Origin of the sequence: Ferrovum myxofaciens (assembly GCF_000735045.1) — a bacterium.
Lineage (GTDB): Bacteria > Pseudomonadota > Gammaproteobacteria > Burkholderiales > Ferrovaceae > Ferrovum > Ferrovum myxofaciens.
Genome location: NZ_JPOQ01000032.1, coordinates 17,897 through 34,639, shown reverse-complemented (window position 1 = coordinate 34,639; position 16,743 = coordinate 17,897). Strand labels below are relative to the sequence as shown.

The window sequence follows — 16,743 nt, the reverse complement described above, 5'->3', positions numbered from 1 at the left end:
TTAGAGATAAGCCCAAACTGCCAGCCCACAGCCCACCAACGCGCCCAGACCGGCGGGCCAGAGCAACCAGCGCCGCTGCGTCAGCGCAGTCACCGAGGCCAGGGCGATGGCAATTTGTATGAAAGTCATGGCCAGCGCCAGAGCATGGTGTGGATGAAAATACTTGTCGGCCAACTCGTTCTCGTATCGAGATTGTGCCTCAAAAGCCTCGGCCCGTGCCTTGATCTCCTTCTTTTCCGTCTCATAACGCTTCAAATCCTGGGCATAACCCTGCCGCTTGTCTTCCGGGGCCAGTTGGGACGCCAAAGTCATCAGATGCGCCTTGGTACTTTTGGCCTGATAGAAACTCCACTGGTCACTGGCATGGGCTTTGTAGAGTACTGCTTCATTCTTGTGCATGAGCGATTCATTCTGCGTATTCCCGCCCAGATAACTCACCACCGCACCAATCGCCGCCAGAATCGCCGTGAAAATTGCCACCTGCTGGGCCAGCGCCACCGTTCCTCCCTGCCCATGGGTGGCCGCATGTTCCACTTCGTGTTCATGGGCACCATGAACATGAAATTCATCTTCCATCGTTCATTCCTCCTCGTTTTCCCGGGCTCGCCGGGCCCGCACGGCCATGCCCAGTTCTTCCAGAATGTGCGCGGTTTGTGGCATGGCCAAACATCCATCGGTAATACTCTGACCGTAGGTCAACGGTTTCCCCGGAATCAGATCCTGACGTCCTGCGCGCAAGTGACTCTCGATCATGACCCCCATGATGCGTTGTTCGCCCTGACGCAACTGCAGCGCCACATCGTGCCCCACTTGTACCTGATTTTCCGGGTTTTTGGCGCTGTTGGCATGACTGAGATCGATCATGATACGCGCGCTCAACCCTTCCTGAGCCAACTGGCTGGCAGCCTCCTCCACATGGTGTGCCTGATAATTGGGCAATTTTCCGCCCCGCAGAATCACGTGACAATCTTCGTTTCCTCGCGTCGCCACAATGGCCGAACGCCCCGCCTTGGTCACCGACAGAAAATGATGGGGCTGCTGAGCCGCCCGAATGGCATCCACTGCGATCCGCAGATTTCCATCGGTTCCATTCTTGAACCCCACGGGACAGGACAACCCCGAAGCCAGCTCACGATGCACCTGACTTTCCGTGGTACGCGCCCCGATGGCCCCCCAACTGATCAAATCCGCCAGATACTGCGGAGTGATCAAATCCAGAAATTCAGTTCCGGCGGGAACCCCCATTTCATTGATGGTCAACAACAGACGACGGGCCACCCGCAACCCTTCATTGATCTTGAAACTGCCATCCAGTGCGGGGTCGTTGATCAACCCCTTCCACCCCACCGTGGTGCGCGGCTTCTCGAAATACACCCGCATCACGAGGAGCAATTCCTGCTTCCAGTGCTGAATCAGGGGGATCAACCCCTGGGCATATTCCAGTGCGGCCTTTGGATCATGAATTGAACAGGGCCCCACGATCACCAGCAGGCGGTCATCCACCCCATGGAGAATGCAATGGATCTGCTGACGGGTATCGAAGACCAGCTGGCCAGCAGCGGTGGTGCTGGGGGTCTCCTGCAACACCTTATCCGGGGTCACCAATTCCTCGATGCCCTGAACCCTTACATCGTCATTCTCTGGCAAAATATCCTTCATTTCCCGAATTCCCGACTGGCCAAAAGCAACATTCTACCAAAGGGGGGGTCAGATCGTCCCACCCACCGTCAGACCATCAATGCGCAAGGTCGGTTGACCAACGCCCACGGGAACGCTCTGTCCCTCTTTGCCACAAACCCCCACCCCCGGATCCAGAGCCAGATCATGACCAATCATGGAGACCCGGGTGAGCACATCCGGTCCATTTCCAATCAAGGTTGCGCCCTTGACCGGGTACAGGCATTTCCCGTTTTCCACCCACCAGGCCTCGGACATGGAAAAAACAAATTTGCCACTGGTGATGTCCACTTGCCCACCGCCAAAATTCACCGCATAGATTCCCCGGTCTATGGATGCAATGATCTCCTCGGGCGGACGATTTCCATTGCGCATATAGGTATTGGTCATGCGCGGCAGAGGCAGATGGGCAAAAGACTCCCGTCGTCCGTTTCCGGTGGGCGCCATCTTCATCAACCGGGCATTCAAACCATCTTGCAGATACCCCCGCAATATCCCATCCTCGATCAACGGGGTACATTGTCCCGGCTGACCTTCGTCATCCCACTGCAGGGAACCCCGTCGCCCCGGCAAGGTCCCGTCATCCACCACCGTCACCCCTGCCGCTGCCACCCGTTGACCGATTCGCCCACTGAATGCCGAGGTTCCCTTGCGGTTGAAATCCCCTTCCAATCCGTGCCCAATGGCCTCATGCAGGAGAATTCCCGGCCAACCCGAGCCCAGGACCACCGTCATGGTGCCCGCCGGCGCGGGGCGGGCTTCCAGATTGAGCAGAGCCTGCTGCACGGCTTGATGGGCGTACCCTTCCAGAAGGGTGTCACTGAAATAATCGTAGCCACAACGCCCTCCTCCCCCCGCCGATCCCTGTTCACGCACCCCCCCTTGCTCGGCGATCACCTGCAGGGAAACCCGCACCAGAGGACGAACGTCAGCCTGGAATCCCCCATCACTGCGCGCCACCAATACCACTTCGTATTCCCCTGCCAGGGAAGCCATGACCTGGACAACACGGGGATCGATCCGGCGCGCCATCCCCTCCAAACGCTCCAGAAGCCGTACCTTGGCTTCGTCAGGCAAAGTCGACAAAGGATCCTGGGGGGCATAGAGGGGTGCCGCCGGGTGTGGTTTTGCCCGCAATAGGGGGCAGGTTGCCTCCTGACCGGAACGTCCGATGGCCCGCGTGGCTCGAGCCGCCTGTTGCAGTGCTTCACCGTGAATGTCATCGGAATAGGCAAAAGCGGTCTTTTCTCCGCTGATGGCACGAATGCCCACCCCCTGCTCGATATGGAAGGAACCCGACTTGACCGCGCCCTCCTCCAGACTCCAGCCCTCAGAACGGGAATACTGAAAATACAGATCGGCATAATCCACGTCGTGGGTCAGCATCGAACCCAGGGTACGGGACAAATCTTCTTCTTCAAGGGCGAACGGTGCCAGCAAAGTTGCTTTAGCAATGGAAATGGGGTCCATGGACATAATCCTAAATATTCCTGTACGAGATGAAATGCGGTGCCACCATAAAATCAAACCAATCCTTTTTCCCAGGGAATCCGGCGTCGGGACAAGGCAGGCAACTGACTGCGCAGATCCGCCTGATGGACGGGATTGACGCCTGCCATCACCACCCCCGAACCCCGGGGCAACTGATCCAGAACCACGCCCCAGGGATCGACGATCATGCTGGCTCCATGGGTTTCTCGTCCGTTCATATGGTAGCCGCCCTGGGCCGGAGCCACCACGTAGGCCAAATTCTCGATGGCACGAGCCCGCACCAGGGGTTCCCAATGAGCCCGTCCGGTGGTTTCCGTGAAGGCCGACGGAATGAAAATCAGGTCCACTTCACCCATGGCGCGGTACAGTTCCGGAAAACGCAGATCGTAGCAGACCGATAACCCGATCTTGCCAAAAGGAGACTCAAAGGTCACCACCTCGTCGCCCGGCTCGATGGTTTGCGCCTCGTCATAACGTTCCTGAGCCCGTTGAAACTCAAACAAATGGATCTTGTCGTAGCGTGCCACACAATGACCCTCTGTATCGTAAACCAGACAACTGTTCCGGATGCGCCGGTCGTCATGCCCCTTGAGCGGAACCGTTCCACCCACAAGCCAGACTCCGAAGCGCCGTGCGCTGCGCGCCAAAAATTCCTGGACCGATCCCCGCCCAAAGGGTTCTGCAATGGCGATTTTGTCCGAATCCCGCATCCCCATCAAGGCAAAAAACTCGGGCAAAGCCACCAGAGAGGCCCCAGCGTCGGCCGCCATCTTGATCAGCCGCTCTGCCTCACACAGGTTGGCATCAAGATGGGGCCCCGAAGCCATCTGTAACGCCGCCACCCGAAAACTGCCCGGCAGGGGACGCGCTTTGCCAAACCCGGAATCGATGGACTCTCCCGCCACCTCAAGAATCCGCTTCATCATTCATTCTCCCTATGGACAAACATGTCATTCTAAGGATGACCCACGGATTGTATCCGAGGATCGTCCCAAGGTCCTTGAATCGTGTAGGCATAACTTAACGCCTGATCAAAGGGGTTACCCAGAATCTTTTGCAACACCCAGGAAGCCGCACCCACCACCGGCCCCCCCACCACGGTGGAAGCCAAAGTCACACTGTCCTCTACCGACGGAGCCACCTGGGCAGTCAGATCGCTGGTTTCATTGGCCAGATCCACCTTCCCAAACAATTTGACGTGGGCTGCGGGCCCGGCCATTTCGAAATCTCGCGTATCCAGCCGGGAATGGTCCAGAGCGAGGTCTGCGGTCAGATGATCAAAGGCAAACCCCGCCGAAAAGACATCGTTGAAATCCAGGGTGATTCGGCGTGGCAAGGTTTGCAGGCTGAACAAACTGATCAGACGACCCAGCCCCCCCGTTTGCACTTTGGAGAATTGCCCGTCTTTGAGATTCAGGGACGCATGCCCCGATACCCCCGTCAAACTGAAGTCTTCCAGCGCGCCGGGCCATTGGATATGCCCATGTCCCTCACCATTCCCACGAGCCACCAGTCCGGGATACCCCAATCCGGTCAGAAAATTTCCCAAATCCTCTGTTTTGACGTCCCATTGGTAGTGGTTTTGCGGCTTGGGCTGATCTTGCCAGACCCCCTCCATCTGTATCTGGGTTTCCTGAGAAACCAGCGTCAAGGTCTGCAGATGCCAGACCCCTGCGCCCTCCTGAGCGCCCTCCTGAGTGCCCACCAGATGGGCATGCCCCTCCAAACCTCCCGGCAGGGTCAGATGCTCCACCTGCAGGTCCATGGTGGGCATCTGTGCGGCCAGCGCCGGAGTATGATTTTCTGCCCCGGCGGGGGCATCAGGATGAGAACTCGCTGGAATGACGAGATGGACCAAATGTCCCTCCAAACGTCCCGGTTCCCCCTGCACCCTGATCAAATCCCCGGCTATACTACGCCCCCGGGTCCGGATCAGCCACTGTTTTCCTTCGACCCGTGCGTCGATGCCCACGTCCGGCCAGAGTCGTCCGGCCCAGGACACGGTCCCAAACGTCACATTGACATGACCCACTTTGCTCTCGCTGATCGGAGCCGCCCCCGCTTTCTGGCTCCAACGGTCCAGATAACGCTGCCAAGCTCCCAGATCCAGCAAGGGCCAGGCTCCCTCCACGGAAAAACCAGGGTCCAGAGGAAGATGGGTTCCCGCTTTTCCCAGCCACAACCGTCCCCGCTCCAGTTGCCAGGTCTCTCCCGCTTCTGGTTCTGTTTTCGTGGCACGATACAGTGCCTGAAAAGCCAGTTGGTCCCCCAGACGCCCCTCCACTTCCCGTCCCGCCCCAAACAGTTGGGCATGGATTTCCAGAGGTCGAGCCGTTGCCGCATCCTTCTGCAACGGTTGTGGAAGATTCAGCGCCATCCCCTCCAAAGAGGTATTGATCCACAGTTGAGGATCTTCGTTTTCTTTCTTTTCCAGCCGTCCCGACCAGTCGGTTTTTCCTTGCAAGGCCTCCAGTGGAGCCAGGGCCGTCCATTTTTTCAGGGCAGTCGCCTCGATATGTCCGGCGAAGGAAGCCCGCAGGGTATGATGAATGCCCCGGATCGCCACAAAGGTGGTGCGCCCCCCCAACCACAGGGCATCGCCCCGCACCTCGGCACGCACATGTTTGTCGTGCAGACGCACATGGCCTTCCCAATTCACCGGCCCTTCCAGACCCTGAGTCCAGAATGGGGAGAAATGCCGCCGGAGTGCTTTCCGAGAAGTCGATCCTACAAATTTCAGGTCAACCCCCTGATCGGGTTTGGAGGAAAGTTGAAAAGCAAAGGGTTCCCCCAGATAGTTTCCCTGCGTCTGAAGTTGTGCGTCCACCCCTCCATGACCAAAGGCAAACTCTCCCTGCCAGGGTTCCTGCCCCGTCACATCTTTCAGAATGGGCTCGTCATACACGGCCTGTAACCGAGACCAGTCGCCCTGTCCACTGGCTTTGAGATGCAGGACCCCGCGCTTGTCCGTACGAAACGCCAGCGCCGCAGCCCCCCCCAGAACACGAGCCGTCAAATCCCGGGAATTCAGATCTCCTTCGGTAAAAAGGAGATGTCCTCTAACTCTCGTCAAGGGGGGGATACCCAACGTCCCTTCCGTCAGATCCGCTCCCAGAAATTCGTAATCTCCCAGGACCTTGGTTTTTTCAGGCTGGTCCAAGGGAATCTCCAGTTGCAGGATCAAGTGCCCCTCCCCTTTTCCTGACCAACCCTCCAGAGCCCGGTCGAGCAGGGCATTCAGAGGACTGCGCTGGATAAAAGTCAAACCGGCGGACACCGGTCCCTGCGCCTGACCCGAAATCGTCAACCCGGAATTTTGTGCCGTCATATCGGGAAGACGGGCCTGTACGGCACCGAGGTGCGTGCCGAGCACTTCCCCTGACTGGGTCAGCACGAGCAATTCGCCCCCCCGGATCTGAAGCGTTCCATCCAAATGGGTGAGGGCCGGCCAAGCCGGATCGAAGTGCAGGTTGACGTCATGAAGTTGGGCGTCCACCCGAAAAGTACCGCCCTGATCCCCCACGAAGGGGAAACGGGACAGATCACCGGCCACAGAAAACCGCACCGGATTGGCTTCACCTCCCTGCAGCGCCTGATGAAGCCAGAGGCGCGTCGGAGGGGGGATCATCCGCGGCAGATACTGCCATACCGCATCCGGTCGCGCATGGGTCAAACTGCCGCTCAGATGAGCCTGCCCAGGCCCTTGAGGGCCCATTTCGAGACTGCCTTCCACCGCACCGGCCAAATCATCATTGCTCACCTGCAATTGCTGGATCGTCAGGGTCAGGTGGTCCTTCTGACGCTGCCATTGGGTATCCACCCGAAAGGAATTCACCTTGAGGGGGGCCACGAACAGATCAGGCAGGTCCCACTGAGCGCCCAACCCCGTTCCCTTGACCTGTCCGCCCCGCGCATCACCGGTTATCTGCCCGGAAAAGGCCTGCAGGGCAGGCAAGCCATGCCAGGCATGCACCGACACGTGATGCAAGGTTCCCTGGAATCCCAGGGAATCGGAGAGGACTCCGCCTTCTTTCCAAGTGAGACGAAGGCCTTCCAGCTCTCCGCTGGGGGACAGATCTTGCCAGATTTTTTGTTGCTGAGGGGTGAGGGGCAACACCTTGACAAAGGGGTGCAGCACCGCCAGATCCACCCAGGAAGCCTCCATCTGATTGTTCTCGCCCTCCGTATGAAAACTCACCTCCAGAGGACGCACCCAATGCACGAAGGAGGGCCCACTCAACCGGACTTGATGCAGCGCCCAGGCGCGCACACCACCCTGCCAGCGCATCGTCAGTTCCCCCTGTAACCGATTGACCAGAAGGGATTGTTCCGCACCCGGAATATGCCAGACCAGGGGATGCAAATCCAGATCGGAATGCAGATCCCAACCGTGTGCCGGAGTCAGTTCGCCCACCACATGCAGCCCCCCCCGCGCCTGCTGAACCCCGTTCAATACTTCCACCCAAGGCAAGAGGGCAACCCAGTCCACCCGGACGGCATCCAGTTGTACTCGTCCCTGCCAATCCGACCAACGCCCCAGATCCATTCCACGGACCCGGCCCTCCATGTGGAGCGGACTGGCAAGGTCGTGGGGCGGCGTCACGGTCACTTCCCAGCGATGCACGCCGCCGCCATTGCTCAAATCCAACTGGATATTCTGCAGGCGCAGAGGGGGAGCTTGGCGAAGGTCATCCTGCCAAACCAGTTCACCGCCGCTGACATGAATCTGCCCCTGCCGTGTCAACCATTCGAGAAAGGGACTGGGACCTTGTCCGGGCGAGGGCAAAAGAATCCCCGACAGAAACATCTGTCCCTCCGGGCTGCGGCGTAAAGTCAGGTGGGGTTCCTCGATTTGCAAGTGATCGAAATTCACCTGGCCGCGCAGGAAATCCAGCACATTGATGCGCGCCTGCACCCGTTTGATGGTGATCCCAGGCTGGTTTTGCGGCGTAAACACGACGACACGATCCAGCACCAAGGTGGGCATCCAGTGGAATGCCCCCGCGGAAAGCCGCCCCACTTCCACCCGATTTCCTGTGGCATTGGTGAGCAGGGCCATGGCTTGAGGCCGAAAACGCCCCACGTCATGCAACACGATCCACTGCATCCCCCCCCAGGCAAGCAGGCATAGCAGGACTACCCCCACCGTCAACCAAAGCAGAGCGCGGCGGGAATGGTAAAGTAAAGCCCGATGACTGATCATAAGACGCATTATAAAGCAGTCCCTCTGGAGCCGGGAGAAGACATCCGATAGAATGAATACTTTTACAGTGTCAGGAGTCATTTTCATGTCCATGTCCGACCGGGATGGTACCCTCTGGCTAGATGGTCAATATATCCCTTGGCGTACTGCCAATACCCACGTTCTCACCCATTCCCTGCACTATGGCATGGCGGTTTTCGAGGGGGTACGGGCCTACCAGACAGCAGAAGGAACGGCACTCTTTCGTCTGCGCGAACATACCGAACGCTTGCTCCGTTCAGCCCATATCCTGCAAATCCCTGTGCCCTTTACGCTGGAAACCCTGATGGAAGCCCAATGTCAGGTCGTTGCCCAAAACCACCTGAAAGAGGGGTATATCCGCCCATTGGTCTACCTGGGTTCGGAAAAAATGGGGGTCTCCCCCCGGGGGGCCAAGACCCATGTCGCCATTGCTGCCTGGCCCTGGGGCGCCTATCTGGGCGAAGAAGCCTTGCAGCAGGGCATTCGGGTCAAGGTCTCGTCCTACACCCGCCACCATCCCAACATCACCCTGTGCAAGGCCAAGGCCAGCGGCAATTACATGAATTCAATCCTGGCCAACAATGAAGCCACCGCTGATGGCTACGACGAAGCCCTGCTCCTCGACGTGGAAGGATTCGTGGCCGAAGGTTCCGGAGAAAACCTGTTCATGGTCAAGCGCGGGGTCCTGTATACCCCTGACCTGTCCAGCGCTCTGGAAGGGATCACACGGGACAGCATCATTCAACTGGCACAGGAAAGGGGAATCACCGTTCTGGAACGGCGAATTTCCCGGGATGAACTCTATACGGCCGACGAAGTTTTTTTCACCGGGACGGCCGCCGAAGTCACCCCAATCCGCGAAATCGACCGCCGGGTCATTGGACAAGGAACCCGCGGTCCCCTGACAGAAAAATTACAGTCCGCCTATTTCGATTGCGTCAAGGGTCGTGCGCCCTCGCACCGGGACTGGCTGACCTTTCTTGGAGACTAATGCATGAGCACCTCGCCCACCCGTCCCCCGGTACAGATCACCGCTGCCGACCTTCCCTTCCACTGCCCTCCGCCCAGGGATGCGCTGTGGAACGCCCATCCCCGCGTTTTTCTGGATGTGGCGCGCACCGGACGGATGGCCTGTCCCTATTGCGGCACGGTCTATGAACTGAGCGGTCCGGCTCCTGCCGCCCATTGAAGCGAATCCTGATCGTCGGCGCCGCCTGGGTGGGCGACGCCGTCCTGGCTCAACCCCTTTTCTCTGCCCTGCGCGCAACTTCTCCAGAGGTACACCTGACGGTGATGGGGCCCCGTTGGACCCATGGAGTGTTACGGCGCATGCCCGAGGTGGATGCCCTCCTCGACCATCCGTTCCCCCATGGCCGCCTGGACCTGCCAGGGCGCTGGCGACTGGGGCGCACGCTGCGATCCGAGGGATTTGATCAAGCCATCGTCCTGCCCAATTCCTGGAAATCGGCACTGGTCCCCTGGTTTGCAAAAATTCCACGACGCACCGGTTTTATCGGAGAGCAGCGCCATTGGCTGCTGAACGATGCGCGCCGCCTTAATCCCGAACGTCTGCCGCTCATGATGCAGCGCTTCCTGTCTTTGGCCAACCCGCAGGGCCAATGCCCCGAACCTCTGCCCCATCCCCGTCTGGTCATGGATCCGGAGAGCCAATCCCGGACCCTGGAACGACTGAACTTATCCCGCGCCCACCCCATCGCCATCCTCTGCCCCGGTGCCGAATATGGCCCGGCCAAGCGTTGGCCCGCAGCTCATTTTGCCCAGGTCGCCCGACAGTGGATGTCCCAGGGCTGGCAAATATGGATCCTGGGTTCCGCCAAGGATCATCCGGTAGGCGCAGAGATTGTCCGTCTGGTCCCCGCCCCTGTGCAGAATCTCTGCGGCATCACCGCGCTGGAGGAGGCTGTGGACCTGATGGCCCTGGCACAACGGGTGGTAACCAACGACTCCGGCTTGATGCACGTCGCTGCCGCCCTGGGGCGCCCTCTGGTCGCCCTGTTTGGTTCTTCCAGCCCCCAGTTCACCCCACCCCTCAGCGCACAGGCCCGGGTCTTGCGTCTGGGGTTGCCCTGTAGCCCCTGTTTCCAGCGCACCTGCCCCCTGGTGCACCTGAATTGTCTCAATCTTCTGGGTCCGGAACAGGTCCTGGCATCCTTCCCTGAGCCGACTTAAAACCAACGCCCCAATATTTCTCCGCCCCAGCGCACGCCTTCGCCCACCGCCAGGGCCAACCCGAATGCCGTGCGCAGAGGATGGTCATAGGCTTCCATGGCCAGCACCCAGGCACACTGGCCCCGAAAGCACTGGCGCAATCCTTCTGGCGCAGGATAATCCCGCCGGGTTTCCGCAGGCCAGTCTGCCCGCTCGAGCAACCCCATCCACAGGTGTTTCCATTCCCGGTCCGTCAGTAAGTAGGGCCGCAGTTTCATGAAGATTTGGTCTTTTCCACTTCCGCCTTGCCATAACTTTTGATCTGCCGAGCCAGCCAGTCATTGGTCCGATCCATCCGGGTCTGCACGAAGCGCTGGGTCTGTCCGGCGAAGCCGGTATCCACCCGCCCGTGCCCGATCAAGGCTGCCGCGATCTGAGGAACGTGACTCATGAGATGGGCAAGAATGCTGGCGGTGACCACCAGAAGCAGCGCCAGCGCCATACTGTCTGCTGGAGATGCCTGCGTCCAGACTCCGGATTGGGCCGTCATCCATTGCTGGATCAGGATGAATACCGGCTTGGCCATGACCAGAACCGTCACCGCCACCACCTGGTAAAAACAGGCAACGAAGAGAAAACGGATCCACCCCAGACATAATTCACGGGTACTGTCCCACAACAGCCAGGGAATGAAAAACGGGCCGAGGGCCAGCGCCAGACCTGCCAGGGAATTTCCCATGATATGAATCACCGCCACCAGAGTCAGTGCCACGGTAAACACACAGAGGGCCACGAAAAGAAAGGCCATGGTAATCATCCAGCCGCCCAGAGCCGTCCAGAAAGCGCTCGACAACGGGGTGGCGCCCGCCAGATAGCGCCCAGGACTGGACACCATCCCATCCCAGATCGTCCCGATAAGATCGGCAAATACGCTCCAGGCCGTGGCAAACCCCTGACTTTGTCCCTGCGGTCCGGCAATGGCACTGGTGAGGGTCACGCACCCCTGATACAGACCGTCATAGAAGACAAAATCATAGGAATCCAGAAACCAGCGCGTGAATCCCGCCAAAAAAATAAAGCGGATCAAGTGCGTCAACACCGCCCCCAAACTCTCGCCCACACTCGACTCGATCAACAGGTTCACCGTTGACCAGGAGAAGGTCAAAACCAGCAAGGAACCATACAGACTGTCTGCCACGCCACTCATCCGGACGTGCAATTGACGTCCGCCCTCCAGAAGCGCTGTGGCCATCTGGTCGATGAGGGAGGGGTCGAGAGACAACATGGCCCGTCAGGGTCCGGGTGCCGTCAGGATTCCCCATCCCAGGCCATTTTCATTCTGTTGCAACTGATTGTGCCATTGCCGGATTTTGAGGTGGTCATTCTGCAGACGTTGCTGCACTGTCTGTGCCGCCGCTGTATCCACCAGGGCGTCCTGTTGCTGCTGAGCAGAAACATTGGCCTGTGCGCTGGCGATCAATCCCATCAATTGGGCATTCTGTCCTGCCAACAGGTTGAGATGCTGATTCACCGTCTGAAAACTCTGTTGCATCCCCCCCGTCGTCCCGATCTGTCCCTGTAATTGCTGCAGTTGTGCATAGGAACCGGAAAGCCCCTGCAGGACACCCACTTCACCCTGCAGGGTCACCCCCAGTCCGGCCCCCTGAGTCTGGGACCACTGGATTTCGCGGGTCAGATAGTCCTGGGGCGTCAACTGGAGCGCGTTCATCTGACGGGACTGATCGAGCAGGGTCTGTTGCAGGGAAGTGATCTGTTGCCCTGTTAAAGCCAGTGTCTGGGCCAGGGACTGGGCCATCGCACTCTGCTGGGTATAGGGCAACATTACCTGCGCCAGCACGGCCTGGGGCAAGGTTTGCAAATTCTGCATTTGCGCCGCGAATTGCTGCAATTGAATCAGATACGCCTGAACCTGCTGGGCCGTTTGCTGAACGGCATTGGCGGCAGTCAGGGCCGTTTCGATATGGTTGATGGGGTCGTAGACCACCATCCCCATGGCCTGGAGCGATCCCGTCCAGAGCAACCCCACCATTCCCCCCACCCATCCTCTCATGAACGCTTTACCCCCTCTTCCTGTGCCAACGCCTGAAAATATGCTTCCCGCCCTTCCACCCCCTGCTCCCCGATGCGTACATGCCGATCGAACAGACGCTGGGCCTGGACATCGGAACGTAGCCATGCCAACAGGTCCGCATCGAAGGTGGCCTCGAGCAGGACGCATTCCCGAGGGGTATGAAGCAGATAATGTCGCTTGGGGCGGGCCCGCGCCAACAGATCGATCTGGCTTTCGAGCAAGCCGAACTGGTGCCGATACAGTTCCCGGTGCACCTGAGCCTGGGCATTGGGCAAAAAGATGCGGGTCGGCACGTTGTCGGCGATGGTTGCAAAGATCTGCGATCCGGACAGATCGTCCAGAGACTGGGTGGCAAGAATGACAAAACCCATTTTTTTGGGCAGAGTTTTCAGCCAGTCACGAATGCGTCCGGCAAAAAATGGGTCTGCCAGCATGAACCAGGCTTCCTCGATGTAGATCAGCGTGGGAATACCCGCGTGTTGGGCGAAGCGTTGATCGATGCGACGAAAGGCGTATTCCAGAAAAGAGCGGGCCAGCACAGGATGGCGCAACACTTCCCCCATCTCGAAACAGGTTAGGGAAGCCCACTGCAGGTCGTCGTCTTCATGATCGAAATACCCGCCCCATTGACCTCCCGCCAGCCAGGGCTCCAGTTCCTCCACCAGAAGACGGGGCAATAGTCCGCTGAGACTGCGCAGACGATGCAGTTCCGGGGCACGGAGGCTGAGATCCTCCAGTGCCTGGCGTAGCACCCGTTGTTCCGGGGAACTCAAGTGATGCCCGCGCGCACTCAGCAACCCCTCCAGCCAGCCCAACAACCAGAGCCGCTCCGCCGGGTCCCGAATCCCTTTCAAGGGGTTCAGTCTCATCCCCTGTTGGGCCACCTCGAAACAACGCCCGCCCTGCAACAGGGCAGGAATGCGGCAAGAGCGATCCTTGTCAAAGATGACCGTATGCACCGGTGCATACCTTTGAAACTGGCTGATCACGAAGTTGACCCAGACCGATTTACCCGCCCGGGAGGGTCCCACCACAAAGGTATGAGCCAGATCCTGCTGGTGCAGGTTGAACGCATAGGGACTGCCAAAACGCGTACGGAATACCGTCAAGGCAGGAGAAAAAATCCCCCGTTGCTGGGTCAGGTAGGCGTTCTCCTGTTGCCCGCCCGGTACGGTACGCAAAGCAAACAAATCCGCCCAGTTGCTGCTGCTGATGAAATGCCATCGCACCAATTCGCCCCATTGTCCGGGCAAGGTTCCAGACCAGGCCGAATTGAGATGGAGCCGTTCCCGCAGAACCAGAAACCCTTCCCCCCGAATGGCCTGGGCCACCTGGGTCACAGCCTCGTCCAAGCTATCGGGGGTGGGACTCCACACCAAAACGGTTACATTGACATAGCCGTAGAGACGGCGTTGAGCTGTCATGTCCGTCAATGCCTGACGCGCCTCTGCAGCGGAAACCGCCCGTCCGGTATCGCGCACCACGCTCTCCTCGCCGGAGAGGGCCTCACGCACATAACTGAAAAGCGACTTCTGGAGATTGAGATGGAACCGCTGGACATTCTTGATGTAACGCTGGGCCTGGTCCTTGTCCACCAAACGAAAAACCTGAGACAAGGTCACACTGGCGGGCACTTCGAGAAGACTGTCCAGCATGCCCGGAAACGTATGATCGGGCCAGGCCTTGAGGGTCAGTGCGGCACCGTACCGCACACCGTGGATACTGGTACAACGCAGATATTCTGCGCCCACCACCACCTCATCTTCCCCCAGAGCCCCATCCAGATAAGCGCCCTGCGGGAGCGCCAGGGACAAGTCACCGGGCGCAGAAGGACTGCACATTTCCTGCAAAAACCGCAGCAGGGCAGTGCCCTCCAGACGCTGCGCGCCCAGCGCTGGAACCGCTTGCATGAACTGGACGAGGATTTCCTCGAACTGTTTCTGGCGCTGTTGCAACTGTTCCCATTCCCGGGTTCGTACCCGACCATGGCCCAGACTTCGGACCCAGAGATACGCCCTTTGCAAAAGCGATGCCCCCGTTTTCGGCGCAGCCCATAACACGGACAGATAGTGACGATTCGCCAGATGATGATGGCGAGCCAGTCCTTCCCCGTAAATCCTGTCGATACATTGACTGGCTTCCTGGGTAAAGAGACCGGGCTGAAACGGCGTCACCGGACGGCGCAAAACCGTACACCAGAGAGTACAGCGACCTTCCAGCCCGTGTAGCGCCTGCTCCAGATCCTCCGCCGCCTGATCAAGGGTGTGGGAATCATGGTTTTCTGCACACAAACCGCGCAGGGAAAAACAGGCCAGCAACCCGCCATCCTTGTTCAATACCACCCCAGGGGAAAGTTGGATCAGCCAGGGCAGGATTTCAGCCAGACCCCGCTCCCGGTTTTTTCTGGCGAGAGATCCCACGTTCAACATGCCAGACCCCTGCCCCACCCCACAGGGCGCCTTCCCCGCAAACCGGATACAGGAGGCCAGGGAACATACCGGTCAGCCTGCCAATTGTAACGGGCATAGATCTGACGCAAAAAGGGGTCACTGGCCGTCAGGTGTCGCATCACTCCGTGAAAAAGCGCCGCCACGAGCAACCAGCCATAAAAATGCAGATCTCCCACCAGCGCAATGGCCAGGGTGGCGTTGACGATGGCAAACGGTTTTTCCACCCCTCCGATCAGCAAGGGTTCCCACAAACACCGATGGCAAGGAGACCGACGGCAGGAAGTGCTCATTACAGACACCCAGGCATCACCACCCCAGGGAACAGGGCCGTAATGATACTGACCACGGAGAGCGCACAGGACATGCCCAGCAACCAACTGGCAATGCGCGCCACCACGCCCCCTGTTTCCGCATACATGAACATGATCCCGATCATGATGGTGGCCACCACGGACAACACCACCGCCACCTGCCCTTTCAAACTGCTGGCCACCATACAGATGGGACCCTCCCAGGGCATGGGGGTATACACCGCCATGGCCAGAGGCGCCGCGCACAGGAGTCCGCAGAGCACCCCTTGAACATACCCCTTGACCCGCCGATTCCTCGCCCAATTATGGGTAACCCTGATATCGTCCATGCTCATACCCCTCCACTCGTTGAATGTGATCGATCCGCCGCCGTCCTTCTACCCGCCCCAACTGGATGATGCCCCCGATGGTTCGTCCTACCTGTCGCGCAATGGCCTCTTCCGTCCAGCCCATACCCGCCTGCAATACCAGTTGAACGAGACGGTGCAGGGCTTCCTCGGCGCTGTTGGCGTGGAGCGTGCCCAGACACCCCTCATGCCCCGTATTCATCGCCTGTAACAGATCAAAGGCCTCCGCGCCCCGCACTTCGCCGATGATGATTCGATCCGGACGAAAACGCAGGGCTTGACGCACCAGATCGCGCAGGGTGACGCCAGCGGCAGGATGGGCTTCGAAAATTACTCGGTTGGGATGCTCCACCCGGAGTTCCCGTGTATCTTCGATCACCACCAGGCGTTGGGTTTCTGGAATCTGGGCAATCAGAGCATTGAGCAAAGCAGTTTTTCCGGTTCCGGTACCGCCACTGACCAGCAGATTTTTTCTCTCCCGAATCCAATGCAGCAATTGGCCATGGACATCGGGTTGACGGGGTATTTCAAAAACCGGGGGAGTGGTTTCGCTTCCTGTGGAAACGCCTTCCGTAAACTGCTGGAGAGGGAAAATTCGACCTCCATGCTTGCGCAGACAGAGTGCAGGACCCTGTACCGCCACCGGAGGAAGCACCGCTGAAATACGCCAGTCGCGGAAGCCCATGTCGAGCAAGGGGCGCGTATGTTCAAAGCCTTCGGTACGAGCGGACAAGGCCGCCAACACATGAATCACGGTGCGCGTGGCCGCTGCGCTGAAGCGAAGGGGCGCCGGCTCCAGTTGCCCGGCCCGTTCCACCCAAACGTCATCTGGAGCATTGACCATCACCTCACGGATATCCGCCTCCTCCAGCAACCGGGAGAGGTCGCCCAGGGCGTCATCCAGCAGGGATTCGAGATAGGAAGGTTCGTTCCACATGCCCCCATCATAGGGCAATAGGATTCACTGACTTTGCGGAGAAAC

Annotated in this window: 15 protein-coding genes; 3 read left to right on the top strand and 12 right to left on the bottom strand. The window is 59.0% G+C overall.

Going from position 1 to position 16,743, the window contains the following annotated elements:
* The 5 genes from IV91_RS0106210 to IV91_RS0106190 are packed head-to-tail and all read right to left on the bottom strand — an operon-like array spanning position 1 to position 8,380.
* Positions 1-576 carry a DUF4337 domain-containing protein gene (locus IV91_RS0106210; protein WP_031596886.1) on the bottom strand — a complete coding sequence of 192 codons (576 nt, stop codon included), beginning with the start codon at positions 574-576 and terminating at the stop codon, positions 1-3.
* A gap of 3 nt (positions 577-579) precedes the next feature.
* Positions 580-1,650, bottom strand: coding sequence for a 3-deoxy-7-phosphoheptulonate synthase (locus IV91_RS0106205; RefSeq protein WP_150112406.1), 1,071 nt, complete (start codon positions 1,648-1,650; stop codon positions 580-582).
* Positions 1,651-1,707: 57 nt separating this feature from the next.
* On the bottom strand, positions 1,708-3,147 hold the full coding sequence (tldD, locus tag IV91_RS0106200) for a metalloprotease TldD (RefSeq protein WP_084189961.1): 1,440 nt from the start codon (positions 3,145-3,147) through the stop codon (positions 1,708-1,710).
* 53 nt (positions 3,148-3,200) lie between these two features.
* A complete protein-coding gene (locus IV91_RS0106195; protein ID WP_197456359.1) occupies positions 3,201-4,094 on the bottom strand; it encodes a carbon-nitrogen hydrolase family protein in 894 nt (297 codons plus the stop codon).
* A 29-nt stretch (positions 4,095-4,123) separates the two neighbouring features.
* Entirely contained in the window at positions 4,124-8,380 is a 4,257-nt protein-coding gene (locus IV91_RS0106190; protein WP_031596881.1) for a YhdP family phospholipid transporter, read from the bottom strand.
* A gap of 76 nt (positions 8,381-8,456) precedes the next feature.
* Between IV91_RS0106190 and IV91_RS0106185 the strand changes: the two genes are divergently transcribed.
* The 3 genes from IV91_RS0106185 to waaF are packed head-to-tail and all read left to right on the top strand — an operon-like array spanning position 8,457 to position 10,582.
* Positions 8,457-9,383: a branched-chain amino acid transaminase gene (locus IV91_RS0106185; protein ID WP_031596880.1), complete on the top strand. Its 927-nt coding sequence runs from the start codon at positions 8,457-8,459 to the stop codon at positions 9,381-9,383.
* A 3-nt stretch (positions 9,384-9,386) separates the two neighbouring features.
* Entirely contained in the window at positions 9,387-9,581 is a 195-nt protein-coding gene (locus IV91_RS0106180; protein ID WP_031596878.1) for a zinc-finger domain-containing protein, read from the top strand.
* Positions 9,578-10,582 (top strand): lipopolysaccharide heptosyltransferase II, encoded by a 1,005-nt coding sequence (waaF, locus tag IV91_RS0106175; protein WP_031596877.1) that lies wholly within the window; start codon positions 9,578-9,580, stop codon positions 10,580-10,582. Before IV91_RS0106180 ends, waaF begins: the two co-directional genes overlap by 4 nt.
* Here the strand turns inward: waaF and IV91_RS0106170 are convergent.
* The 7 genes from IV91_RS0106170 to IV91_RS0106140 are packed head-to-tail and all read right to left on the bottom strand — an operon-like array spanning position 10,579 to position 16,698.
* A complete protein-coding gene (locus IV91_RS0106170) occupies positions 10,579-10,839 on the bottom strand; it encodes a hypothetical protein (RefSeq protein WP_031596876.1) in 261 nt (86 codons plus the stop codon). The two genes, waaF and IV91_RS0106170, sit on opposite strands and share 4 nt — an antisense overlap.
* Positions 10,836-11,846 (bottom strand): type IV secretion system protein, encoded by a 1,011-nt coding sequence (locus IV91_RS0106165; protein ID WP_031596875.1) that lies wholly within the window; start codon positions 11,844-11,846, stop codon positions 10,836-10,838. The genes IV91_RS0106170 and IV91_RS0106165 overlap by 4 nt, the downstream gene beginning before the upstream one ends.
* A 6-nt stretch (positions 11,847-11,852) precedes the next feature.
* Complete coding sequence (locus IV91_RS0106160) at positions 11,853-12,632, bottom strand: TrbJ/VirB5 family protein (protein ID WP_031596874.1); 780 nt, start codon at positions 12,630-12,632, stop codon at positions 11,853-11,855.
* Positions 12,629-15,082 (bottom strand): VirB4 family type IV secretion system protein, encoded by a 2,454-nt coding sequence (locus IV91_RS0106155; protein WP_031596873.1) that lies wholly within the window; start codon positions 15,080-15,082, stop codon positions 12,629-12,631. Before IV91_RS0106155 ends, IV91_RS0106160 begins: the two co-directional genes overlap by 4 nt.
* Positions 15,076-15,393 (bottom strand): VirB3 family type IV secretion system protein, encoded by a 318-nt coding sequence (locus IV91_RS0106150; protein WP_031596872.1) that lies wholly within the window; start codon positions 15,391-15,393, stop codon positions 15,076-15,078. Before IV91_RS0106150 ends, IV91_RS0106155 begins: the two co-directional genes overlap by 7 nt.
* Positions 15,393-15,743, bottom strand: a complete 351-nt coding sequence (locus IV91_RS0106145; protein WP_031596871.1) for a TrbC/VirB2 family type IV secretion system protein — start codon at positions 15,741-15,743, stop codon at positions 15,393-15,395. Before IV91_RS0106145 ends, IV91_RS0106150 begins: the two co-directional genes overlap by 1 nt.
* Complete coding sequence (locus IV91_RS0106140; RefSeq protein WP_035417299.1) at positions 15,718-16,698, bottom strand: CpaF family protein; 981 nt, start codon at positions 16,696-16,698, stop codon at positions 15,718-15,720. Before IV91_RS0106140 ends, IV91_RS0106145 begins: the two co-directional genes overlap by 26 nt.
* Positions 16,699-16,743 lie beyond the last annotated feature (45 nt).